The following is a 24,485-nucleotide window of genomic DNA, read 5'->3' on the forward strand; positions in this document are numbered from 1 at the left end:
CGGTGGGCAGTGGCCCGCTTAACGTTGGGAAAATTCCGGGCGTGGCGTGCCGGAAGTTGGCGGGGGCACTGATTATTATTCCGGCAGCGGCTTGACTCGCCCCTAGTTACACACGTGTAATTAGGTATCTAAAGCGACTGCGTAAATACCGGCACACAACCGAGTGCCGCATATCCGGGCAGGGGCTGCAACATCAGGAGGGTCGCCGTGGGGCATGCAGAGCGTATCCAGGAAGATGACGTCGTAGCCGGTCAGGCGACGGAAAAGTACCGTGCGCGGGGGGTACCGGGTGATTGGTTCGTAGATCCCGCCGACCCTGATGCTGCGGAACGGTACAAGCGGGATGCCGGCGGCTTCCTCGAGGACCAGGCAACTGCGTTCCTTGCCGCCCATGAGGCCCTCCTGGATGGCGGGGATCCTGACGACGAGCTGGACCCTCCCATGGAGCTGCCGGCTCCAGGGTCCGTCCAGCCGGTGTGGATCGGCCTGCCGTTGCAGCAGGACTTCGACGACGAGGGCGAGCTCGGGTGGCAGACTGACGCCCTGTGCGCCCAGACCGATCCCGAGGCGTTCTTTCCGGAAAAAGGTGGCTCCACCCGGGATGCCAAGAAGGTTTGCGGTGCCTGCAATGTGCGGTCGCAGTGTCTGGAATACGCCCTCGCCAATGACGAACGGTTCGGCATCTGGGGCGGCCTGTCTGAGCGTGAGCGCCGGCGGTTGAGGAAGCGAGCAATCTAATTCACCAGGATGTGCACGTCACTGCTGTTGTGGTTGCCCACAACGGCAGTGCGTATCTCCCCAGGACGTTGTCTGCTTTGGCGGACCAGACCCGGTCCGTGGACCGTGCCATTGGTGTTGACACAGGGTCCCGTGATGGTTCCCGCGCCTGCCTTGAGGATGCCCTCGGAGCTGCCAACGTCGTCCGCCATGACCGGGGCAAAGGCGGTATGGGGGCCGCGGTGTCCACAGGACTTGCCGCCTTGGCCCCGTGGCGTGGTCCTGCAGCTGGAGGCAAGCAGGAGTGGATCTGGCTGCTTCACGACGACGCCGCCCCGGCTCCTGAAGCACTCGCCGAACTGCTCGGTGCCGTGGAGCGTGCGCCCTCGGTGACTGTCGCCGGCTGCAAGCAACTGGACTGGCATGCCGGGCGCAACCTGATTGACGTCGGTCTTTCCACCAGCCGGTGGGCGGAACGGCTCACCCTCATCGACGCCGACGAACTCGACCAAGGGCAGTACGACGGCCGCAGCGACACGTTCGCTGTTAATTCGGCAGGCATGCTGGTCCGCCGTGACGTGTGGGAGCAGCTGGGCGGATTTGACCCGGCCCTCCCCGGCAGTGGCGACGACGTCGACTTCTGCTGGCGCAACCGCCTTGCCGGCCACCGGGTGGTGGTGGTCCCGGCCGCCCGGATGTTCCACGTCGCGCACCGGCCCCATGCCTTGGGCAACCCCGCGGCAGCCCGGAAAGCGCAGGTCCATCTCCGGCTGAAGCATGCACCGTTGTGGATGGTGCCCGTGCACGCATTCGGCGCCCTGCTGGGCAGTCTCTTCAGGCTGGTCCTCAGCATCGCGCTCAAGGATCCGGGCCACGGCATCTCCCAGTTCCTGGCCACCCTGGCGGCCCTCGGCAGGCCGGGAGCAGTCCTGCGAGCCCGCCGCGCCGCACGAAAGACCCGGCGCATCAGGCGGTCCGTGATCCGGAAGCTTCAGACGCCCCGGAGGGAGGTCTGGAGCCACCGGCGTTCACTGATGGAAGCCATCGGTTCGGACACAAACCCCGCCGATGACCTTGAGCAGGACCCGCTGGCGCATCAGCCGAGCGGTGACGCCCCGGACGACTTCGCTGCCCTGGCTACCACCCGGCGCGGCTGGGTAGGCAACGGCGCCCTGGCCGCGGTCATCATCGCTTCCATTGCCTCCCTCCTGGGGCTGGCAGGACTTTTCCGCGCGGATGCGGTGGCCGGCGGGGCACTGTTGCCGGTTTCCTCCAGTCCCGGAGAGATTTGGCACCATGCATCCAGCTGGTGGATCAACCTTGGTGCCGGACTTCCGGGAGCGGGCGACCCCTTCGACTACATCCTCTGGCTCCTCGGCGTCCTCGGCGGCGGCGACGCCAACCCGGCGATGGCCTGGCTGTTCCTCCTGAGCACCCCCTTATCGGCACTCACCGCGTGGTTCGCCGCGGGAGGGGTCACGGTGCGCCGCAGGCTGCGGCTTGCGGCGGCATTCATCTGGGCCGCCGCCCCGACCCTGCAGGTGGCCCTGAACCAGGGCCGCGCCGGGGCCCTGATTGCGCACGTCATGATCCCGCTGCTCGTCCTGGCGCTGCTGCGTGCCACCGGTTCGGCCGTTGGCCATGGCCGCTTCACCCTTCCGGCCCCTGGCGACCGCCGCGCTGAACGCCCCCCTGTCAGGCCGGGCATCAACGGCACCCCGTCCTGGACGGCAGCCGCTGCAGCGGGCCTGGCACTGGCCGCCGTTGCCGCGTCGGCGCCGTCGCTCCTTCTTCCTGGCACCGCAGTAATCGTGCTGTGCGGAGTCCTCCTGGGCCGCCGCGGCCGTACCGTATGGTGGGCCCTTCTGCCCCCTGCTGCCCTTTTCATACCGTTCGGACTCTCGGTGCTGGACAAGCCGAGGGCCCTGCTCGCGGACCCGGGCCTTCCGCTGGGCTTTGAAGCTGCGCCGCTGTGGCAGCAAGTCCTGGGCCAGCCCCTGGCCTTCGGTCCGGACAAGGGCCTGGACGGGATCCCGTACTTCCAGGACGCACATTTCCCCTGGGCCCTCCTCCTGGCACTCCTTGTTGGCCTGCCCATCCTCGTCCTTGCCGTGGCGGGACTCTTCAGCCAGGGACACCGCGCCCATGTGGCCAGGTTCCTGTGGGCGGGTGGCTTCATCGCCTTTGCAGCCGGCTGGCTCGCGTCCCATATAGCGGTGGGAATGAACGGTGACACCCTGGTCACCCCCTTCACCGGACCTGCCGTTTCCGCCACCGCCTTCGCCATCCTCGGGGCCGGACTCCTCGGTGCAGAGCAACTCCTCAGCATGGCGGACAGGGCCGTGTCCGGCACCGCTAAAGAGCGCACCGCTGCACGGTCCGCCGCGGCGATCGGGATGGTGCTCCTGCTTATCGGCCCGGTGGCTGCCATGGCTGCCTGGTCCGCGCGGAATGTACTGCGTCCGGAAACTGCTTCCACCGCCAGCCCTGCTTCCGCCCCGGCGGCTCCCGAGGCATCGACGTCCGGGGATCCGGGGCTGGGTACCCCGCGGCTGGTGGAGGCCGCCGGCCCCCGTATCCTTCCGGCAACAGCCATCGACCGGGGAACCGGGCCGGAGCAAACGCGCACGCTCCTGATCAGCACGCAGGAGGACGGGACGTACGACGCCTCACTGGTACGGGGGGCAGGCACCACCCTGGACAGTCTCTCCGCAGTGGCGGCTGCCAGGAATATCCTGGGCGGCCCCGGCGCAGAGTCTGTTCGGGAAGACGACGACGTGACCGCCTCCATCCGCCGGGTGGTGGCTACGTTGGTGGCGGGGCAGGGAGTGGATCCGCGCAGCGACCTCGAACAGTTGGGCGTCGGATTCGTGGTTCTTCGCTCGGCCGATACAGCAGCGCAGCTCACCGCCAACAGGATGGATGCGGTGCCCGGCCTGGTTGCGGTGGGGCAGACCGATGTCGGCTGGCTCTGGCGGATCACGCCCTTGAACCAGCCGGTGCTGCAGGCCGCCGATGTAGCCCACCGGGTACGCATCATCGACCCGGAAGGCGCCACGCTTTCGCTCCTGCCGTCCGGCTACACCGACGTTGACGCCGCTGTTCCAGCAGGACAGGAGGGCCGCCTGGTGGTTCTCGCCGAACGGGCCGATGCCGGCTGGTCTGCCTGGCTGGACGGCCGGAAGCTGACTTCCACAACCTCCGGCTGGGCCCAGGCGTTCACACTGCCGGCCGCGGGAGGCCAGCTGACGGTGCGCTACGACAACCCTTGGGCCGTCTGGGCCGGCATCGGCCAGGCCACAATCTTCGGGCTGACGGTCATGCTGGCCATTCCAATGCCCGCAAGCCGGCCGCGGACCGGACTTTCGCGCGACGAGGGCTCCCTTCGTAAGGAACAACAGAATGCATGAGCGCACCCTGCCCACCCAATCGCCAGACGGCACCGGCAGCCCGGCCGGCACAACCACGCGAGGGAGCAGTGCACTGCCCGCCGGCAAGCGCCGCGCCGGAACGCTGGCCGGACTGGCCGGTGCCGCGGTACTGCTGGCAGGAGCGGGAGCGGTTGTGGCGGCGGGTGCCCTGCTTCCTGCGCCGGAGTCAAGCCGGACGCTGCCGGCAGCCGCAGTAGCCGTGCCCGCAGGCGAAAGCCTCGGAGTATGCCCCGGGCCCGCCCGGCTGCTGGAGGGCACCGAAGCCGGGACAGACCCCCAGTTCAGCCCGGAATCGGACACGGCAGCCAGTTCAGTGACGGCTGCCGTCCTCGGCGCCTCAGGGATATTGCCTGCGAGCCGGCTGTCGCAGCTGGACGGGACCACCGCGGTTGAGATAGCGAAGGACCCCGGCCAGCCTCCTGCGGAGGGAGCCCGGCAGGAGCTGCTGGCAGGAGTCGTGGCCAACCGCCCCGTGGACCAGGCCACCGTTCTCAGCGCCGATGCTGTGGCAAACCAGCAAGCCACCGCCGGCGGCGCAATGAAGTACACGGCCACCGATGGCGACCTCCAGGGGACTGCTGCCGCAAACTGCCTGCAGCCTTCCAATGACCAGTGGCTGACAGGGGCAAGTACCACGGTCGGCCGGACCTCTGTGCTGGTCCTCACCAACGCTTCCACTACTCCGGCCACAGTCAGCCTTGAGCTGTTCGGCATCGGAGGCCAGATCCAGGCGCCCGGCAGCCGGGGCCTGCTGGTGGCCCCGGGGACCACGCGCTCGGTGGTACTCGGCGGCCTGGCTCCGGGTGAGGCCCGGCTGAGTGTCCACGTTCGAAGCGCCGGCGGCCCCGTGGCGGCCACCATCCAGCAAAGCGTCCTGCGCGGACTCACGCCAGGCGGCGTCGACTTCATCGCCGCCGGGGCAGCGCCCGCGGTGCGCCAGGTCATGACCGGAGTGGACATCCAGGATCCTGCGGGCGTCTCGGCCCTCACGGGCAGGAATGGCTACCAGGACGCCGGCCCTGCATTGCAGATCACCGTCCCGGGTCCCTCGGACGCCGTCGTTGAAGTGAAGCTGTACGGACGCGACGGCGAAAAGACCCTGCCCTCAGGCGGTGTGGTGACCGCCAAGGCCGGTTCCGTCACTGAAGTTTCCCTTGCCGGGGTCCCTGCCGGGCATTACACCGTTTCCGCGGCGTCAGACGTCTCATTCGTTGCGTCCACCCGCGTCACCCGCGGACTTGAGGAAGGCCGGCCATCCGACGTCGCATGGGCTGCGTCCGGGTTCCGCCTCGGCAGCCAGCATGTCGTGCCTGTGCCGCAGGGCGGCCTGCGCCAGCTGGTCTTGGGCGCCCTGGACACCCGCGCCACCATCACCTATTCGGCCATCACCGCGGACGGCAAGGTGCGGGCGCCATCGACGGCGGACATCGCCGGCGGCACGACAGCCTCCATCGCCGTGCCGGACAAGGCGGACGATGCTGATGTGGTGGGCTACGTTGTGTCGGCGGCGGGTGACGCGGCCTACGGGGCCGTGCTGGTGCAGCAGGACGGGCGGAACGACGTGTCAGCCCTGGCGTTCCAGCCTGCTGCGGCCGGCCAGGAGACCGTCCCGGTGTCCATCAACTACTAGTAGCGGCGCCGGTACACGGGATCGAGTGTCTCCGGGGCGACGCCCAGCATCTCGGCGGTGTGCTCCACCACGACGTCGTGCACCAAATCCTGCAGTTCCTCAATCCCAGGGCATGCCTGCTCCACCACGCGCCGGTACACCGTGATCATCGGCCCCTCCGCATCCGTGGCCGGGATATAGGCACCCAGGGGCGCCGGAGCAGACGTGGCCGCCAGCTGTTCCAGGTCCGGGGGGATTTCGTCGACGCCGAACCTGACGCCGTCGAGGGTTTTGCCCCAAATATCGTGCAGGCGCTGGGCGGAATCCAGGACCATGTCATCGAAGCGGTCCGCGCGCGTCCGGTATCCGGGATGCGTGGGCAGCATTACCTCACCCCGAAGCCCCCGGCCGTGGCGGTTCCGGCGGCGCTGCATAAAGCTCCTGCCGCCGGACTCCCCGTGCGGTTCCATGCGGGCGTCCGGGTCAGCCAACCGGACCGTAAAACCTGATTTCTGGTTCGATGACTGCATACATCGACTGTAGACCCGGGACCTGATTTACGCGATAGATTCGTCCTGCAGCGAAGACGCGTCCTGTCCGGGACGCCAATGCGCGGATACGGCTGCCTGCCGGGGTAGTCTGTGATGTCGTGGGAGCTATCCGTCAGTGTTCAAGATCTGCCTGCCGCCAGTCGGCGGTGGCCACCCTGACGTACGTCTACGCGGACTCCACGGCGGTCCTGGGTCCGCTGGCCACCTACGCCGAGCCCCATTGCTACGATCTCTGCGAGCAGCACGCCGGTTCCCTCACCGTTCCCCGCGGTTGGGAAGTCCTGCGGCTGGCCATGCCGTCCACGCCACAGCAGCCTGGCCCGGATGACCTGCTGGCCCTCGCAAATGCGGTTCGGGACGCGGCGGCTCTCCCCGCGGAGGCACAACAGCCCGCTGCCCAGCGGGGTCCGCATTCCGCGCTTGAAGCCCCGGCCGGCACGGAGGGTGTCCGGCGGGGGCACCTGCGCGTCCTTCGGGAGCCGTCCTAGGCCTGTGTGGCGGTAGGCTGGTAGCTGCACATCAGTCCGCTACCGGCGCGAGCGCGCCCGCCAGGGAGCAAAACCACATGCGAAAGATCAGTCCTGAACTGCTGTCCGTCCTGCGCTGCCCCGTGACGGCTTCACCCCTGGTGCAGGACGGCGAGGAGCTCGTGGCAACGGCCCCCGGGGCTTCAGGCAGCAGGCCGCGCTACGCAATCGAGGACGGCATTCCCCTTCTCCTGCCTCCGGAACTGCTGGCGGCAGCTACTTCGGCCGGCTCCGGCCAGCACGATTCAGCCGCGGACGCCGGCCCGGCTGTCTGACGCGCATCCACAGCAACTCCGCCCACCGCGGCCCCCAGCAGGACCGGACACAACAAAGGACCACCCATGACGTTTGATTACAAGGTTGCCGACATCTCCCTGGCGGAAGCAGGGCGCCACCAGATCCGCCTTGCCGAGCATGAAATGCCCGGCCTGATGTCGTTGCGCGAGGAATTCGGCCCCAGCCAGCCGCTGAAAGGCGCGCGGATCGCCGGGTCGCTGCACATGACGGTGCAGACAGCTGTCCTGATCGAAACACTGACCGCTCTCGGCGCTGAAGTGCGGTGGGCCTCCTGCAATATCTTCTCCACGCAGGACGAGGCCGCGGCCGCCGTCGTGGTGGGCAACGGCACGCCGGAAGATCCGCAGGGCGTCCCGGTCTTCGCCTGGAAGGGCGAAAGCCTCGAAGAATACTGGTGGACCGCCGAGCAGATCCTGACGTGGCCAGGGGCGGACACCAACCCTGAGCTGGGCCCCAACATGATCCTGGACGACGGCGGGGACGCCACCATGCTGGTGCACAAGGGCGTCGAATTCGAGGCAATCGGCAACGTGCCCTCCGCCGGCCCCACGGACTCCGAGGAATACGGGATCTTCCTTGAGGTCATCCGCCGCTCCCTCGCTGCCGACCCGCAGAAGTGGACCCGGACCGCGTCCGCCATCAAGGGTGTTACCGAGGAAACCACCACCGGTGTGCACCGCCTCTACCAGCTGGCCGAACAGGGCAATCTGCTGTTCCCGGCCATCAACGTCAACGACTCCGTCACCAAGAGCAAATTCGACAACAAGTACGGCATCCGGCACTCCCTGCCGGACGGGATCAACCGTGCAACGGATGTGCTCATGGGCGGCAAGGTCGCCGTCGTCTGCGGCTACGGCGACGTCGGCAAGGGCGCCGCGGAGGCGCTGCGCGGCCAGGGCTCGCGGGTGATCGTCACCGAGATCGATCCGATTTGTGCCCTGCAGGCCGCCATGGACGGCTACCAGGTGGCCCGGCTCGAATCCGTCCTCGCCCAGGGCGACATCTTCATCACCACCACGGGCAACAAGGACGTCATCATGGCCGAGCACATGGCGGGCATGAAGAACAAGGCCATCGTCGGCAACATCGGGCATTTCGACAACGAGATCGACATGGCAGGCCTGGCCAAGGTTCCCGGCATCCGGAAGGTCGAGATCAAGCCGCAGGTCCACGAGTGGGTGTTTGACGCCGGTACCGGCACCGAGCGCTCCATCATCGTCCTGTCTGAGGGGCGCCTGCTGAACCTGGGCAACGCCACCGGCCACCCCTCCTTCGTGATGAGCAACTCCTTCGCCAACCAGACCATCGCGCAGATCGAGCTGTGGACCAAGCAGAACCAGCCCGAAGGACAGCGCGATTACGAGAACCAGGTGTACGTGCTGCCCAAGGTCCTGGACGAGAAGGTTGCCCGCCTGCACCTCGACGCGCTGGGCGTGGAGCTGACGGAGCTGACCAAGGACCAGGCGGAGTACCTGGACATTGATGTTGCCGGCCCCTACAAGCCCGAGCACTATCGTTACTAAGAAGTAAAGTACCCGGGTGCGGGCGCACCCGGGTTGTTACTTCCTGCCCCTAGGATCGGAATATGGAGCCCGAAGTCCAGACCCGCCGCACGCGGAGCCTCAAAAAGATTGTGATCGTTGCCGTGGTGTGCGTCCTGGCAGCAGCCGGGGGCATGTTCGCCGCCGTCGCGCCCGGACTCGCCGGCAGTGCGCTGGAATCCGAAGCGGGCTCAGCGGTCCGGACCTCTCCGGGCCTCGCCGCGCCCGTCATTGCTCCCGTAAAGTCGGACGCACAGCCGGCGGACGGCGCCAAGCAGGTCAACCCCGCAGCCCCTGTCTCCCTTAGGGTGAGCAACGGGACCATCGAACGCGTCACGCTCACCAGTACCGCCGGCGAAACGGTCGAAGGAAGCATCGACGCTGCGGGCACCGGCTGGACGGCCTCCGCACCGCTGAAATTCAACACAGATTACAGCTACACCTACGTGGTGAAGGACGGTGCCGGCAGGGAATCCAGCACAACGTCATCCTTCAGCACCGTGTCCAGCTCCCATGAAGCCGATGCTGCCATCTACCCGCTGGACGGCATGAAGGTGGGCGTCGGGCAGCCGCTCCAGATCATCTTCAGCGAACCGGTGCTCAACCGCGATGCCGTGGAGAAGGCCATCAGGATCACCAGCAGCGCCGGCCAAGTGGGCGCCTTCCACTGGCACAGCGACCGCATGGTCCGGTACCGTGCGGAGAACTTCTGGGCCGCAAACTCAACCATCTCCATGGATATGCAGCTCTTCGGTGTGGACCTGGGCAACGGACAGATCGCGAACTTCAACAAGAAAATGAGCGTGTCCATCGGTGACAAAAAAGTGGCCGTCGCGGACGCCGCAGCGCACACCTTCACGCTGAGCATCAACGACCAGCCGGTCAAGACACTTCCGGTCAGCATGGGGGACAAGCGCTTCCCGTCTGCCCGTGGCTACGGGGTCCTGATGGAAAAGAAGCGCTACGACCACTTCCGGGCCTCAAGCATCGGCCTGAAGCCGGACGACCCCGCCTACTACGGCGACGTGGACGTGGAATACACCATAAGGCTCACCCTCAGCGGCGCCTACATCCACCAGGCCCTGGAGTCCGCCTACCCCTTCATCGGAAACACGAACGTTTCACACGGCTGCATCGGCTTCGCTCCCGACGGCGCTGCCTGGGTCTTCGACAACATGGGCACCGGCGACGTGGTTCAAATCATCAATACCGAGGGGGACTACGCCGCGCATGACGACGGTTTCGGGGACTGGAACATCCCCTGGAGCGAGTACGACAACTGACGTCAGCCGGTGAAAGGCAGGCGCTGCAGCCGTTCCCCCACGGCGGTGTTGCGCCGGCGCTGCTGCGACAACCGGGAAAGCTCGCGGTTCCGGCGTTCGGCAACGACGGCGGCAAGAAAGTCATCGGGGCTTGTCCCCGGGGGCGGGGGAGGGGCCACGTGGGCGGAAAGCTCCGTGGCGATGGAGACTGCCATCCCTGCCCGTGACTGCGGCGCCATCCTGCCCGCCTGGCGAAGGAACTGGGAGGCCCGCCGCGCTGTGGCATCCGGGATCCGTCCGATATCCGCCGCCGCCGCCCAGGCCTGCAGCCGGGGCGGAACGAAAACCGGAACGGCCGGTTCCACGGGTACCCGGCTGCGGATGGCGTAGGTTCCGGCCAACAGGTCGCCAAGGCGGCGGGACTTGGAATTGAAGAGGGCTACGGCCAGGGCCAGCCCCCCGAGAGTCAGGTAGATCTCGAGGAAACCGGTGAGGCCGCGGATCAACGCGTGCCGGAAGCGGATGGCGCCGCCGTCGTCCCGGACAACCCGCAGGCCGGTGGCAAGTTTGCCGAGGGACAGGCCGCGGCTCAGGGTTTCCACCGCGACCGGGAGGATCACCAGGCAGAAAACCACACTGGACAGGACCAGCGCGCGCATGGCCGCCTCATCAACGTCTTCCCCGGCCGCGGACAGGCCGACCAGGACCGCCACCAGCAGCACCATGTGGAAGAGGACGTCAAGGATCAGGCCGAGCGCGCGGGCGGCGAATGATGCAGGACGCAGCTCCAGGACCACAGCCTCGCCGGTAACGATCGAACTCACAGCATGTACCCGTTCCTCGCGTTCGATGGGACGGTCAAAGTCTAGTGCCGTGGCATTAGGCTGGTCCCGTGGACATGGACGCCTTCGCCGCGGTGAACGCGGACAAGTGGTCGAGATTGCACGAGCTGTCCGGCAAGGGCAGGCTCACCGGAGCCGAAGCGGACGAGCTGCTGGCCCTGTACCAGTCCACCTCCTCGCACCTGTCCCTCATCCGGTCCATTGCCCCGGAAAGCGGGCTCTCGGCGTCGCTCTCGGCAACACTGGCACAGGCACGGACGAGGTTTACCGGCGCACGCACCAACCCGATGGCTGACCTCGCCAGGTTCTTTGTGGCGGCGCTTCCGGCGGCCTTCTACCGGCTCACCTGGCTCACGCTCGCCTGCGGAGCTGCCTTCATTGTGGTGGGATCCGCTTATGCCCTCTGGATTGGCACGTCGCCCGAAGCGCTTCGGGCAGTGGGTTCCGAGGCTGCACTTCGGCAGTATGTCGAGGAGGATTTCATCGATTACTACTCGGAAAACCCCGCCGCATCTTTCGCCGGTGCGGTGTGGACCAACAACGCCTGGATCAGCGCGCAGGCCGTGGCGCTCGGCATCACCGGGATATGGGTGCCGATGATCCTGTTCAGCAACGCGCAGGGCGTGGGAGTAGCTGCCGGGGTCTTCGCCGCCGCCGGCAAGCAGGACGTCTTCTTCAGCTACATCCTGCCGCACGGCCTGATGGAACTGACGGCGGTTTTCGTTGCCTGCGCTGCCGGCCTTCGCATCTTCTGGGCCATGGTATCGCCGGGGCCGCGCACAAGGGGCCGCGCGGTTGCCGAGGAAGGAAGGTCACTCATCACCGTGGCGCTCGGTCTGGTCCTGGTGCTGTTTGCCTCCGGACTGGTTGAGGGATTCGTCACGCCCAGCCCGCTGCCGGTATGGGCCAAGATCACCATCGGCGCGGCCGTGCTTGCCTTGTATTGGGCGTACGTGCTCGTTTGGGGGAGGCGGGCGTACCAGGCTGGGGAACGCGGTGACCTGCGCCGTGAGGACGCGGGCTACACGGAAATCGCTGCCTGAATCGTTGTAATCGCGCCGGGGTGGTTCCTCGCTCCGCCCAGGCCCCGGACGGTAGGCTCGACAACAGATAAAGCGTGCCGGCCCAGGCCGGTGCGGCGTGCAAACCCGACGGAAGTGACGCTGCTGTGAAAGACGAAACACCGGCCCGTGCCAAGAGCGCGGAGCCGCAGCCGGAGCCTTTCCTCGATACCTCCGGCGACTCCGACGAACCCGCCTTTTCCTGGATGGCTCCTGCCGGCAGGGACACCGCCGGCTCTAGGGCCGGAGATACTCCCGGAGCCGCCAGGCCGTCCGGGTCGTCCTCCATCGACGGCAGCGGTGACGCCGGCATTGCGCCCGGAAGCACGCAGGCTGAAACCCGCGCGGACCGGAAGGCAGCCGAAGCCGCTGCCGCGCCGCCGTCGGACGCTGATGACAGGCCGGGCAACGGCAGTTCATCCGTCTTCAACGAGCCGCTCCACACGTCGGCGCTGCATGTACGCCCGCCGGAGGAAGAGGTGGAGCGACGCAACGCCGAGCGTGAGAACGCCGCCAACGCCAAGCCTGTAGCTCCCCGGGTCATGCAGGTCCTGCTGGCCGTGTGCTTTCCGGTAGTCCTCCTGGTTTTGGCCGTGCGTGTGGTCACCAGCCCGCTGTTCCTCTGGGTGGAGTACAACCGCCCCGGCTTCCCGGGCGACGGGTACGGCTTCAGCACGGATGACCGCATGACGTACGGCTCCTACGCCGTGGACTACCTCAGCAACTGGGCAGGGCCGCGCTACCTCGGCGACCTGGTGCACCGCGGCGGTGACAAGCTGTTCAAGGACGGCGAGGTCAGCCACATGGCGGACGTCAAACTGGTGATACTGTCCACCTTCGGCGCCGGCGCGCTGCTCCTGCTCCTGTGCCTCATCGCGGTCCTCTACCTGCGCAAGCGCAGCACGGGCGGCGTCCGGCGCGGACTGTTCGCCGGGTCCATCATCACCCTGGTCATCATCCTCGGACTCGGCACCCTCGCGTTCCTGGGCTGGCAGCAGTTCTTCACCGAGTTCCACCGCATCTTCTTTGCAGACGGGTCCTGGACATTCAGCCTGGACGACACACTGATCCGGCTGTTCCCGGGCCAGTTCTGGATCGATGCCGGCATCGCCATCGCAGGCCTGGTCCTGCTGACGGCACTGGTGACACTGGTCCTCACCTGGCCCACGCGCCGCCGGCGCGGCCTGCCGCGCAGGGAGGCCGCGGCGGATCAGGCGTAAAGCCGGGCGATTTCGGCCTGGAAGTCCTGCACGACGGCGGCCCGCTTCAGTTTGAGCGAGGGCGTCAGGTGGCCTGACTCAACCGTAAATTCCGTGTCCAGTATGGCGAAGGACCGGATGGACTCGGCCCTGGACACCAGCTGGTTGGCCTGGTCCACCGCGTCCTGTACTGCCTTGACTACCGAGGGCTCGGACGTGGCCTCGCGAAGGGGGAGCGGGGGCAGCCCCCGTTCGGAGCGCCAGTTGCCGAGCCCCTCGGGGTCAAGCGTCACCAGCGCCGAGACAAACGGTTTGCCGTCGCCGACCACTACGGCATGCCCTACCAGCTGATGGGACCTGATGATGTCCTCCAAGGGGCCGGGGGCCACGTTCTTTCCGCCGGCGGTGACCAGCAGGTCCTTCTTCCGCCCGGTGACCGTGAGGAAGCCGTCCGCGTCCAGCGTGCCGTAGTCCCCGGTCCGGAAGAAGCCGTCCACAAACGCTTCGGCGTTGGCCGCGGCGTTGCCGTGGTAGCCCTTGAACACACCGATGCCCTTGACCAGGATTTCCCCGTCCCCGGCCACCCGGATGGTGGTGCCGGGGATGGGAATGCCTACGGACCCAACGCGCGTATGCGAGGGCGTGTTGACGGTGCAGTGCGCCGTGGTTTCGGTCAGGCCGTAACCTTCCAGGACCGGGATCCCTGCGCCGCGGAAGAAATGCGCGTCCTCACGCGACAGCGGGCTGGCACCGGACACCGTATATCCCACCTGCCCTCCCAGTGCCTGGCGGAGCCGCGGATAGAGCAGCTTGTCGAAGAATCCATGCCGGATCCGCAACAGCAACCCGGGACCGGTACCTTGGCCGCGGCTTTCCCTGTCCTGTTCCCGGGAGAAGGCGGCTGCGGCTGCCGAGGCTGCCTTGAACAGCCGGGACTTGCCCGCCAGGGCCGCCTTGTGGGCCGCGGTTGCGCGGACTTTCTCGAAAATCGGGGGGACCACCAGCAGGAAGGTGGGCTTGAACGTGCCCAGGTCCTCCAGGAGCTGGGCGGCGCCGGGGGTATGGCCCAAGGTGGCTCCGGCGGCCAGGCACACCACCTGCACGGCCCGGGCCAGGACGTGCGCCAGCGGCAGGAACATCAGTGTGCGCGCCTGGTCCCGGAGCAGGAGCTCCGGGAGGAACACCACGATGTTCTTGGCCACGAGGGCGAAGTTGCCGTGGGTGATTTCGCAGCCCTTGGGGTTTCCCGTGGTACCCGAGGTGTACACCAGCGATGCCACGTCATCGAGCCCGGCCCTGCTGCGGTGCCGTTCCAGCTCTGCGTCGCTGACCCCTGCCCCGGCGGCGGCGAGGCTGGCGAGGTTGGGGGCGTCGCCGTCGTGCTCCATCCTTACCACGTTCACCAGGCGGTCGCGAAGCGGCGGCGAGCCGGCAACCACCCCCGCCACCAGCTCCGCCGTGGGGCGGTCCTGGACAAAGACGCGCCGGGCGGCGGAGTCCCTGAGGATCCACTCCACCTGCCGTGCGGAGGACGTCTCGTAAATGGGGACGGTGACACCGCCGGCGAACCAGATGGCGAAGTCCACCAGGGTCCATTCGTAGGAGGTGGCGGACATAACGGCCACGGTATCAGCCGGTTCCAGCCCGCCGGCGATCAGTCCCTTGGCCAGGGCGCTCACATCCTGCAGGAACTTCGCCGCCGGAACATCCACCCAGCCGTTGGGCCCCTTGCGCCGGTAGAGGGCATGCGCCGGGTTGGCGCCGTGTTGCTCCAGCAGGAGATCGGTGACGTTGCAGCCTGCGTCCAGCTCCACCAGCAGTTCCGTGCTTGCTTCTCTCACAGAAGGTCTCCGTTCCGCTGCCGGGCCGCGGCGGCGGCGTCCATCGGGGGTCTCATGCAATCCTGCCCTAGATCCAGGACGGCATCCACATACGTATCCGCCAGGCGTCGTAGGGAATAATCTCCGCAGCCCATATGGGGTAGAAGAAGGAGGACAACACCACCGCTGCCGCTACAAACAGGACCACCAGGTACAGGCCGGAGCGCCGGCGCCAGGGCGGGTCGGCGGCGCGGCCAAGGACCAGCCCCAGGCAGTACACCAGCGCCAGGACAAGGAATGGCTCGAAGGACACTGCGTAGAAGTAGAACATGGTCCGTTCCGGATAGAGGAACCACGGCAGGTAGCCTGCGCCCACGCCGGCGAGTATGGCTCCGGCCCTCCAGTCACGCCGGCCCGCCCACCAGAACAGCAGGATGACCAGGGATACGGCTGCCCCCCACCAGATCATGGGGTTTCCGACGGACAAGACGGCGGACGTGCACTTGGCCACATCACAGCCGGAGGTGCCCTGCTCCGGGGATTCGTAGAAGAACGACGTCGGCCTGCCGAGTACCAGCCAGCTCCAGGCGCTTGCCTCGTAGGGGTGTTCGGAGCCCAGGCCCTGGTGGAACGTATAGGCCTCCCGGTGGTAGTGTGCGAGCGACCTGACGGAGTCCGGCAGCCATCCCCATTCCGCGGACGGGTTGCTTTCCGCCCAGCGCCGGAAGTAGGCGTCATCCGAGCGGAACCAGCCGGTCCAGCTTGCCGCATAGGCGGCCGCTGCCACCGGGACGATGCTCAGGAACGCCGGGATTCCGTCCTTGACGACGCCGCCGCTGATCCAGCCGCGGACTCCCGCCACCCGCCTGGCGCTGAGGTCCCAGAAGACGGTGAGGAGGCCGAACGCGGCAAGGAAAAACAGTCCGGACCATTTGGTTCCGACGGCGAGCCCCAAACAAACACCCGCAACCACCCGCCACCAGCGGATGCCCAGCCACGGTCCGGTCAGCAGGGTGGTGGCGGGGATGCGCCCGCCGTTCCCGGCGGCGGCGCGGGCCAGACGGGCGGAAAGCCGGCGCCGGCCGTCGTCGCGGTCCAGGAGCAGGGCGCCGAAGGCGGCCAGGATCCAGAACATCAGGAAGATGTCCAGCAGGGAGGTCCGGGACATCACCAGATGGTGCCCGTCCACCGCCAGGAGCAAACCTGCGGCCCCGGCCAACGGCAGGGACCGGAACAGTTTCAGTGCTATCAGGGACAGGAGCAGGATGGAGAGCGTTCCGGTCAGGGCCGCGGAGAACCGCCAGCCAAAGGAGTTGTCAGCCCCGAATATCCCCATGCCGGCGGCAATCATCCATTTGCCCACCGGTGGGTGGACCACGTATTCGGGCGAGGTGAGCAGGATCTCCGGGTTGCCGGCGTTGAAGGAATCGTTCGCCTTGTCCGGCCAGTTGCGTTCGTAGCCGCTGATCAGGTATGAGTATGCATCCTTGACGTAGTACGTCTCGTCAAAGACGAGTTTGTGGGGGTAGTCCAGCCGGACGAACCTGAGGATTCCGCCGGCCACTGCCGCCAGGACCGGGACCAGCAGCAGCCAGAGCCGCAGCGACGGCGGGTACTCGCGCCAGGACTGGACCGTGCCCAGGAGCCGGGCCTGCAATGCTTCAACGGTGAACGCTTCCGCCGGGCGGCTGATCCAGGGCCGCGCCGGGGGACTGGACCGTTGCATCCCGTCCCCGCTGCTGTCCGCGGCCTCCGCGGTTTTGCCGGTTGTGGCGGGAGCGGGTTGTCCGGCTCCGGGCGGCCGCGTGGAGGTCTGCGTCACGAGCCCCATGCTACCTTTTGCGGCTGGCAGTCCCCGCAGCAGTAGGCTGGTTGCGTGGACCCTCACCCCAGCACCCTCCCTGACACCGGCCCCGCAGCAGCGGGACGCATAGTCTTGGCCGCCACCCCAATTGGAAACACGGGTGACGCTTCGGCCAGGCTCGTGGAACTGCTGGGTACTGCGGACATCGTGGCTGCGGAGGACACCCGCCGCCTGCACCGGCTGGTGCAGAGCCTGGGTGTGACGGTGGCCGGCCGGGTGATCAGTTACCACGAGCACAATGAGGCGGCCAAGACTGCGGAACTGCTGGAGCAGGTCCGAGCGGGCAGCACCCTGGTCATGGTTACCGACGCCGGCATGCCCTCTGTCTCCGACCCTGGCTTCCGGCTCGTGGAGGGGGCCGTTGCGGCCGGCCTCACGGTGACGGCGGTGCCGGGACCGTCCGCGGTGCTCACGGCCCTGGCGCTGTCCGGATTGCCCACCGACCGTTTCTGCTTCGAGGGGTTCCTTCCCCGGAAGGCGGGCGAACGGGCATCACGGTTGGCGGACCTTGCCGGTGAACGCCGGACCATGGTGTTTTTTGAGGCGCCGCACCGCCTTGAGCCCATGCTGCGCGCGCTGAAGGAACGTTTCGGTCCCGGCCGTCCCGTTGCCGTCTGCCGGGAATTGACCAAGACATACGAAGAAGTCCTCCGCGGTTCCCTCGGTGAGCTGCTGCAGTGGGCGGAAAGCTCGGAAGTCCGCGGGGAAATCGTCGTTGTGGTGGGAGGCGCTCCGGAGCAGGCGGCCGGCAGCCCCGAAGACCACGTGGCGGCTGTGAATGAACTCGTCTCGCAGGGTGTCCGGCTCAAGGAAGCCGTGGCCGCGGTGGCGGATGACGTGCGGGTGAGCAAAAGGGAGCTTTATTCCGCTGTCCTGGCAGCCCGCTGAACGTCCGCGGACTTTCCCCGTTCTGCTGTGCAGCTGCACAGCAAAGCGCACTTCAGGCAGTGCGCAGGGGCGTAGACCCCGGGTGACGGCGGCAGTAGTGTGGCACTAAATCAGCCCCTGATGAGCCTGGTCACTCCGGCCGCCGCAAGGGCTGCCACCAACCCTACTGACGAGGGAGTCATCGTGACTGTCACTGCACAGCCGGCGGTAAGCGCCGACCGCGAAAGCCAGCTTCTGGCCTCCGTCCCCACCGGACTGCTGATCAACGGCGAGTGGCGGGACGCCGCTTCGGGCAAGACCTTCAACGTCGAGGACCCGGCAACCGGGAAGGTGCTGCTGAGCATCGCCGACGCCGGTGCCGAGGACGGTGCCGCGGCGCTGGACGCTGCAGCGGCCGCGCAGGAGTCCTGGGCGAAGGTTCCGCCGCGCGATCGCGGCGAGATCCTGCGCCGCGCGTTCGAGCTTGTGACTGAGCGCGCCGAGGACTTCGCACTCCTGATGACCATGGAAATGGGCAAGCCGCTCGCCGAAGCGCGCGGCGAGGTCACTTACGGCGCGGAATTCCTGCGCTGGTTCTCCGAGGAAGCGGTCCGTGCGTTCGGCCGCTACTCCGTCTCCCCCGACGGCAAGTCCCGGCTGCTGGTGACCAAAAAGCCCGTGGGCCCGTGCCTGCTGATCACTCCCTGGAACTTCCCGCTGGCGATGGCCACCCGGAAGATCGCCCCCGCCGTCGCTGCCGGCTGCACCATGGTGCTGAAGTCCGCGAACCTGACACCGCTGACCTCCCAGCTGTTCGCCGCCGTCATGCAGGAAGCCGGGCTGCCTGCCGGTGTCCTGAACCTCATCCCGACCTCCACCGCCGGTGCCACCACGGGACCGCTGATCAAGGACTCCCGGTTGCGGAAGCTCTCCTTCACCGGCTCCACGGAGGTGGGCCGCCGGCTGCTGGCTGACGCCTCCAACACCGTGCTGCGGACCTCGATGGAGCTCGGCGGCAACGCCCCGTTCGTTGTGTTCGAGGACGCCGACCTGGACGCCGCCGTTGCCGGAGCCATGCTGGCGAAGCTGCGGAACATGGGCGAGGCCTGCACCGCGGCCAACCGGTTCATCGTGCACGAGTCCGTCGCCGGCGAGTTCGCGGAGAAGTTCGCCGCGAAGATGAAGGAGATGACCACCGCCCGGGGTACCGAGCCCGAGTCCAAGGTGGGCCCGCTGATCGATGCCAAGAGCCGGGACAAGGTCCACGAACTGGTCTCCGACGCCGTGGCCTCCGGTGCGAAGGCAGTCCTGGGCGGCGGACCCGTGGAGGGTCCGGGCTACTTCTACCAGCCCACCATCCTCTCCGGTGTCACCGAAGGCACCCGGATCCTGTCCGAGGAAATCTTTGGCCCCGTCGCTCCGATCGTCACGTTCTCCAGCGAGGATGACGCAGTGCGCCTGGCCAACAACACGGAATACGGGCTGGTGGCCTACGTCTTCACGAAGGACCTCAACCGCGGCATCCGGATGGGTGAGCGGCTCGAGACCGGCATGCTCGGCCTGAACGCCGGCGTCATCTCCAACGCCGCCGCACCGTTCGGCGGCGTCAAGCAGTCAGGCCTCGGCCGTGAAGGCGGCCTCGAAGGCATCGAGGAATACCTCTACACCCAGTACATCGGCATCGCCGACCCCTACGCGGGACAGTAACAGGCAAGGTCCAGCACCCGGCTGCTGACGGCCGCCATTCGCTCCCTACCGCGAACGCACGCGGAAGGAGTGGGTGGCGGCCTTCGCCGTCGCAGCCAGGACGTGTGCTCCGGCCCTGGCCGGCGCTGCACCGAACCGCCCGAGCCGGCCCATAACTGACGGCGGAAGCCATGCGGCGCGGAGCCGCTGCAGGAACGTGGCATGTCCCCGCAGTGCGAGCTCAAGGGCGGCGAGGCGGCCGGCAGCGCCCGCGTACGTCGGATCCGCCCCCGGCCGCCCGGCGTCGTACGCCTCCTGGCCCGCGGCCGGCAGGGACGGCCGGCCGTACCGGTGCCGTTCAAAGGCGGTGGTCAGCACTCCCACGGCCTGGTCCGCGGCCGCATCCGTTCCACCGGGGTCTCCCAAGTGTCTGCGAAGCCGGCTCGAGTACGCCCGGGGTGTCTCGCTGGGGGCAGGGGCCACGCCGTAGTCCCTGCCCAGGTCCAGCAACTCGCTCCAGGCCAGGGGAACGGCCTCGCCGGAATCCCGGGGCCGCAGCCTGCGGGCGCGAAGGCCGGTGCGGACGAGGTGCGGTGAAGCGGCCAGGAGGGCCGCGCCCAGGACCCCGCCGACGGTGATCAGAACCGGCAGGAGTTGGACGCCTTCCTTGGTGCTGCCTGCGGTGCCCGGGCCCGGAAGCGGTGCGGCGCTGGGCGCAGGTGCCGGCGCGGGAGTGGACTCGGGGATGAGGTCGTCGTTGTTTTCCACCGCGCCCGGGGCGGCCGGTGCAAAGGACTCGGCCGCGTAGTCGGGAACCACGCCCCGGGAGGGTGTCGGTTCGAAGGGCACCCAGCCCAAGCCCTGGAAATACAGCTCAGGCCAGGCGTGGGCGTCGCGGGCGTCAACCTCGTACTCGGGCAGTGCGCCTTGCCCGGCCATTGTCACCGTGGCCCCCGTCAGCCTCCCGGGAGCGTATCCCACGGCGATCCGGCTGGGAATGCCTTCGAGCCTCGCCATAACAGCCATGGCTGATGCGTAGTGGATGCAGTAGCCGCTCTTCTGCTCCAGGAAGTCGGCCAGGACCGAGAGCCCGTTGCCGTCGTAGCCGCCCTGGACCGGTGACTGCAAGGAATAGGTGAACTGCGCCGAGCGGAGGTACCGCTGGATGGCAATTGCCTTGTCATAGGGCGTAGCCGCGGCACCGGCCACTGTGCCGGCCGTGGTCCTGACAATTTCGGGGACGTTGCCCGGGATCCTGGTGAAGTCATCCGGGATGTCCCTTACTGCCGCCGGGGACTGAGCCAGCACGTCGGCTGACAGGGTGGGCACCGAAGACGTCACCACATACTCCTGCCGCCGGGATGTGGTCTCGGTTCCCTTGATACTCAACGTGGCCGGATCCCACGTCCAGCGTCCCTCCAGACCGCGGACGGATTCGGGGGCGTAGGGGGCCGGCAGGTACGGGCTGTTGAAGGTGCCGGTATCGATCGCGGTGATCTGCTGCACCTGGTCGCTCTCTGGTACCGCATAGCCCGGGTCGATCTGCCCCACGAGCGGCAGCCGCGAGGCGTTGCGGTCATCCGGGCCCCAGGATTCACCGTCGAAGTTGTCCACCGTGACGGACCTCAGGTACAGCGGCGTAGCCGCATTTGTGGCGTAGGTGATCCGTCCGCTTCCGTCCGGTGTCCGCAGGCTGTTCCCGAGGGTGATCATTGGGTTGAGTCCATTGGACGTGCCCCACGGGTTAAGCCGGGAGCCCTGCGGGAAGGTGCCCTGGTTGAACCCGGGGACGGCAAGTGGCACCAGCAGGGTCGCCACCAGGGCGGCGGCTCCCGTAAGCACGGCCCGCCGCAACTGCCCGGGACTGCGCGCCGAATCGGCCTGGGTCCGCGCGTCCGGGGTGAACCATTGGCTGACGGCGAGAATCATCAGGTATCCGGCGACAGCAGTGGCGAAGCCCCAAAAGCCTGCGCTTTGCGGTTTGATCATGGCCGGCACAACCAGGATGGCCAGCAGCCCCACGCCGGTGGCGGCCGGCATCCCAAGGGGTACGGCGAGTGCGTCCACCAGGATGACTGCAAGGCCCAGGGCGGCGCAGATCACCATGACGATTCCCACGTTGGGTGCCACGGGCGCTGTTTCCGCGAGGACGGTTTCACTGGCCCGCCGAATCAGCCGGTTCAGTTCGGTGAGGGTGGCGCCGCTCGGGATAAACCCGAGGAAGCTGGAGCCGCGGAAAAACGTGAGCGTCAGGATGGCGCCAAGGGACAGGAAGCCGCCGGCCGTCACCAGCAGGGGCTGGGCGCGCAGTGCCCGCAGCGCAGCCAGGGTGAAACTGACCACCAGCACGGTGGTGAGCGCCGGCCAGTACCAGCCCCAGCCCCGCAGCACGCCGTTCAGGGAGAGGGCGGCTCCGCAGACGCCGGCCGCGATTGCAGCAGCCATCGCCCAGGGAAACGCGCCAACGCGTGACCTGGCCGCGGACGCGTTCCCGCCCGGGGGTGACTGTTGCCCGGTTGTGGACGGCCGGGCCGGTGCCATAGTCACTGGGCCACCCCCGCTCCGCGCCGTACCTCTGCCGCAGGGGGCGGCAACTCTACATCCTGGTCGAACTGCCCCCAGGCAGCGGTCAGCGCTACCGATGGCGGCACGGCAACTGCACGCCAGCCGCCTTGGCGCAGTGCCTCGAGGACAGCGTCGGCCTCTGCCGGTTTGTCGGTCACGAGGATCGCGAAGGCATTCGTGCCGTAGCCGGCGGCGGGCGCCATGGACACGGCCTCCTCCGGAGAGATTTTGCCGAGCACGGCGATGAGGGGACCGCGCATGCGGTGCGCGGACAGCTTGTCCATCAATTGGTCGTCGAAGGCCGGCAGGCCCGGGTCCTGCCCGGCCAGTTTCCGCGGTCCGAACAGTTCCGGCATCGAGAGGTCCCTCCCGGGCCCGTCCAGCGGCCGGCCGTCCCGCCGCTGGTGGTGCCCGGTGAGCTGGATGGCGGCGAGGCTTTCGGCGATCGACTGGAGGCCGGCGGCACCGCTGAACTCCTCCGACTCAGGCTCCGGCGCCGAGGGCGAGTGGAGGAAGGCCGGTTCCCCGCGCGGATCCAGCAGCCGCAGGCCGTAGTTGCGCTCGGCCAGATGGGCGCTGATGGACACGGCTGCCACCACCGCCCATTCAAAAGTTGCGCTGGTGGCCATGGCGTGACCGTCGTGCCCGGCCAGGCCGGCTGCTGCTGCCGGTCCGCCGGAAAAGGCATGGGCGCGGTGGTCCAGGATGATGGTCGCTTGCGGGGTAGTGACGGATTCCTCCTGCCGGACCATGAGGGCGCCATGCCGCGCGGTGGCTGCCCAGTGGACCCGGCGCATGGGATCACCGTGGCGGTACTCCCTGGTCATGACATCGTCATCGCTCGGGTTGGCCCGGATGCGGGTGGCGGTTACGCCGTCGTTGCCCCGGGCTCCGGCGAGGCCCGTCAGGGGAAGGACGACGGCGGCCGGCGTCACAGTGAGGACGTCCCCGTCATCGATCGCCTGGCGGTGCAGCGACAGCCCGAACGGATCCGTGAATTCGGCCGTCACCGGGCCGATCCGGTACTGTCCGCGCTGGTCCGACCGCAGGTGGTATTCGTAGCGGCTGGTTCCGCCGGTTGCCGAGCGGGAGGGGAACCGGAAAACCGGGGATTCACCAAAACGTGATGGCAGGCGTTCTTCCATGGTTGCCCGGCCGCCCGCGGTTCCCGTCCGCGCCACGGCAAGCCGGACAGTGGTGGGGGAGGAGGTTTCGACGGGGGACGGGTTGAACTCCCGGTAGACCCGGAACCTCGGCTTGACCAGGCGGATGCCGGCCAGCGATACCAGTGGGAGCACCAGCAGGAGGACACTGAGCGTCAGGAGGTCCCGCCGCCCCATGATGTGGGCGGCGGCCAGGGCGGCGGCACCAGCGCCGAGCATTCCCCATCCGCGCTGCGTGAAAATATGCCGCGGCAGCCTGTTCAACAGTGCCATGGCTTCGCCTAGCGGTTCCTGCCCAGGCCGGCAACGGCGGACACAGGGTTGGAACCGGCAGGCTCCTGCGGAACGGGAAGCCTTGACAGGATGCCCCTGAGCACGCTGTGTGGCGTCTCACCCGCACCGGCAGCTTTCCGGTCCAAAATGATCCGGTGCGCCAGGACGGCCTCGGCCACCTGCATGACGTCGTCCGGCAGGACGAAATCGCGGCCGTCGAGGGCGGCAGTTGCCTTGGCGGCACGGAGCAGCTGGAGCATGGAACGGGGGCTGGCGCCCAGCCGAAGCAGCGTGCTTTCCCGGGTTGCCCGGCCTACTGACACGGTATATTCCTTGACGGCCTGCGAGACGTAAACCCGTTGGACGGTGGCAATCATGGCCGCCACTTCAGCAGTGGTGACCACCGCTTTCACCCTGGCCAGCGGCGACGCGGCCTGGTGGGTTTCGAGCATCTCGATTTCTGCGTCCTTGTCCGGATAACCCATGGAGATCCGCGCCATGAAGCGGTCCCGCTGCGCCTCGGGCAGCGGGTAGGTTCCCTCCATCTCAATCGGGTTCTGCGTGGCGACAACCATAAACGGTTCGTCCAGCTGGTAGGAGTTGCCGTCCACGGTGACCTGGTGTTCCTCCATGCACTCAAGGAGCGCGGATTGGGTCTTGGCGGAGGCGCGGTTGATTTCGTCGCCGATGACGATGTTCGCAAAGACCGCGCCGGGTCGGAATTCAAACAGCCGGGAGGACTGGTTGAAGATGGACACACCGGTCACATCGGAGGGCAGGAGGTCGGGGGTGAACTGGATGCGGTTGACCGAACAGTCGATGGTGCGGGCCAGCGTCTTGGCCAGGAGTGTCTTGCCCACGCCCGGAACGTCCTCCAGCAGCAGGTGGCCTTGTGCCAGCAGCACTGTCAGGGCCAGCTTGGCGGCGTCCGATTTGCCATCGATAACCGTATTGATGGTTGTCAGGATCCGCTGGCTTGCCTCGTAGAACGGGCCCGGGTCCATCGGCGCCGCCTGGCGGTGGCCGTTCAAGTGGCTCACAGGCTCGGCGACACCCGCGATATTGGCGGTGGCAGCGCTTCCATCGTTGGCAATTCGTCGGTGGGATTCCATCGGCAACCTTTCAGCCCGGGTTTCACCTGGACGGGACAGCAAGCCTGCCATCGCCCCTCGGTGGGCGTTCGCATCTGTCCGTACCAGACTACTAACAC

At 67.6% G+C, this 24,485-nt stretch carries 18 protein-coding genes; 11 read left to right on the forward strand and 7 right to left on the reverse strand.

Annotation, left to right across the window (positions count from 1 at the left end; all coding sequences use genetic code 11):
• The first annotated feature begins 207 nt into the window (after positions 1–207).
• Genes FDW83_RS05030 through FDW83_RS05040 form a run of 3 tightly spaced genes read left to right on the forward strand, consistent with a single transcriptional unit; the run spans position 208 to position 5,778 of the window.
• Complete coding sequence (locus tag FDW83_RS05030; RefSeq protein ID WP_138136509.1) at positions 208–738, forward strand: WhiB family transcriptional regulator; 531 nt, start codon at positions 208–210, stop codon at positions 736–738.
• Positions 739–767: 29 nt separating this feature from the next.
• Entirely contained in the window at positions 768–4,127 is a 3,360-nt protein-coding gene (locus tag FDW83_RS05035) for a glycosyltransferase family 2 protein (protein ID WP_171027466.1), read from the forward strand.
• Positions 4,120–5,778: a DUF5719 family protein gene (locus FDW83_RS05040; RefSeq protein WP_138136511.1), complete on the forward strand. Its 1,659-nt coding sequence runs from the start codon at positions 4,120–4,122 to the stop codon at positions 5,776–5,778. Before FDW83_RS05035 ends, FDW83_RS05040 begins: the two co-directional genes overlap by 8 nt.
• Here FDW83_RS05040 and FDW83_RS05045 read toward each other — a convergent pair.
• A complete protein-coding gene (locus FDW83_RS05045) occupies positions 5,775–6,287 on the reverse strand; it encodes a metallopeptidase family protein (protein ID WP_138136512.1) in 513 nt (170 codons plus the stop codon). The two genes, FDW83_RS05040 and FDW83_RS05045, sit on opposite strands and share 4 nt — an antisense overlap.
• Before the next feature lie 119 nt (positions 6,288–6,406).
• Here FDW83_RS05045 and FDW83_RS05050 point away from each other — a divergent pair, with 119 nt between their 5' ends.
• From FDW83_RS05050 to FDW83_RS05065, 4 genes are all read left to right on the forward strand, one after another.
• Positions 6,407–6,796, forward strand: coding sequence for a DUF3499 domain-containing protein (locus FDW83_RS05050; protein WP_138136513.1), 390 nt, complete (start codon positions 6,407–6,409; stop codon positions 6,794–6,796).
• A 77-nt stretch (positions 6,797–6,873) separates the two neighbouring features.
• Complete coding sequence (locus FDW83_RS05055) at positions 6,874–7,110, forward strand: Trm112 family protein (protein WP_138136514.1); 237 nt, start codon at positions 6,874–6,876, stop codon at positions 7,108–7,110.
• Positions 7,111–7,176: 66 nt separating this feature from the next.
• Positions 7,177–8,655: an adenosylhomocysteinase gene (gene ahcY, locus FDW83_RS05060; RefSeq protein WP_138136515.1), complete on the forward strand. Its 1,479-nt coding sequence runs from the start codon at positions 7,177–7,179 to the stop codon at positions 8,653–8,655.
• 62 nt (positions 8,656–8,717) lie between these two features.
• Positions 8,718–9,956: an Ig-like domain-containing protein gene (locus FDW83_RS05065; RefSeq protein WP_138136516.1), complete on the forward strand. Its 1,239-nt coding sequence runs from the start codon at positions 8,718–8,720 to the stop codon at positions 9,954–9,956.
• Positions 9,957–9,958: 2 nt separating this feature from the next.
• Here FDW83_RS05065 and FDW83_RS05070 read toward each other — a convergent pair whose 3' ends face one another.
• The gene (locus FDW83_RS05070) at positions 9,959–10,759 is read right to left on the reverse strand and encodes an RDD family protein (protein ID WP_138136517.1); all 801 of its coding nucleotides are present in this window, start codon (positions 10,757–10,759) and stop codon (positions 9,959–9,961) included.
• 68 nt (positions 10,760–10,827) lie between these two features.
• On the opposite strand from FDW83_RS05070, the gene FDW83_RS05075 reads away from it, so the two are divergent.
• Both FDW83_RS05075 and FDW83_RS05080 read left to right on the forward strand, forming a co-directional pair.
• A complete protein-coding gene (locus FDW83_RS05075; protein WP_205754654.1) occupies positions 10,828–11,820 on the forward strand; it encodes a stage II sporulation protein M in 993 nt (330 codons plus the stop codon).
• Between the two features lie 125 nt (positions 11,821–11,945).
• Entirely contained in the window at positions 11,946–13,058 is a 1,113-nt protein-coding gene (locus FDW83_RS05080; RefSeq protein ID WP_138136518.1) for a TIGR01906 family membrane protein, read from the forward strand.
• Here the strand turns inward: FDW83_RS05080 and FDW83_RS05085 are convergent.
• Entirely contained in the window at positions 13,049–14,878 is a 1,830-nt protein-coding gene (locus tag FDW83_RS05085) for a long-chain fatty acid--CoA ligase (protein ID WP_138136519.1), read from the reverse strand. The genes FDW83_RS05080 and FDW83_RS05085 overlap by 10 nt on opposite strands.
• Before the next feature lie 67 nt (positions 14,879–14,945).
• Positions 14,946–16,688, reverse strand: a complete 1,743-nt coding sequence (locus FDW83_RS05090; protein ID WP_138136520.1) for a dolichyl-phosphate-mannose--protein mannosyltransferase — start codon at positions 16,686–16,688, stop codon at positions 14,946–14,948.
• Positions 16,689–16,733: 45 nt separating this feature from the next.
• On the opposite strand from FDW83_RS05090, the gene rsmI reads away from it, so the two are divergent.
• Entirely contained in the window at positions 16,734–17,609 is an 876-nt protein-coding gene (gene rsmI, locus FDW83_RS05095; protein ID WP_138136521.1) for a 16S rRNA (cytidine(1402)-2'-O)-methyltransferase, read from the forward strand.
• Positions 17,610–17,792: 183 nt separating this feature from the next.
• Positions 17,793–19,295 (forward strand): NAD-dependent succinate-semialdehyde dehydrogenase, encoded by a 1,503-nt coding sequence (locus tag FDW83_RS05100; RefSeq protein ID WP_138136752.1) that lies wholly within the window; start codon positions 17,793–17,795, stop codon positions 19,293–19,295.
• Between the two features lie 45 nt (positions 19,296–19,340).
• Here FDW83_RS05100 and FDW83_RS05105 read toward each other — a convergent pair whose 3' ends face one another.
• From FDW83_RS05105 to FDW83_RS05115, 3 genes are read right to left on the reverse strand one after another with little or no spacing between them, the layout of a single operon-like run.
• Positions 19,341–21,821, reverse strand: coding sequence for a DUF3488 and transglutaminase-like domain-containing protein (locus FDW83_RS05105; RefSeq protein WP_138136522.1), 2,481 nt, complete (start codon positions 21,819–21,821; stop codon positions 19,341–19,343).
• Positions 21,818–23,275: a DUF58 domain-containing protein gene (locus FDW83_RS05110; RefSeq protein ID WP_138136523.1), complete on the reverse strand. Its 1,458-nt coding sequence runs from the start codon at positions 23,273–23,275 to the stop codon at positions 21,818–21,820. Before FDW83_RS05110 ends, FDW83_RS05105 begins: the two co-directional genes overlap by 4 nt.
• Positions 23,276–23,283: 8 nt before the next feature.
• On the reverse strand, positions 23,284–24,387 hold the full coding sequence (locus FDW83_RS05115; RefSeq protein WP_138136524.1) for a MoxR family ATPase: 1,104 nt from the start codon (positions 24,385–24,387) through the stop codon (positions 23,284–23,286).
• Positions 24,388–24,485 lie beyond the last annotated feature (98 nt).

Source organism: Pseudarthrobacter sp. NamE2 (assembly GCF_005796205.1).
Classification (GTDB): domain Bacteria; phylum Actinomycetota; class Actinomycetes; order Actinomycetales; family Micrococcaceae; genus Arthrobacter.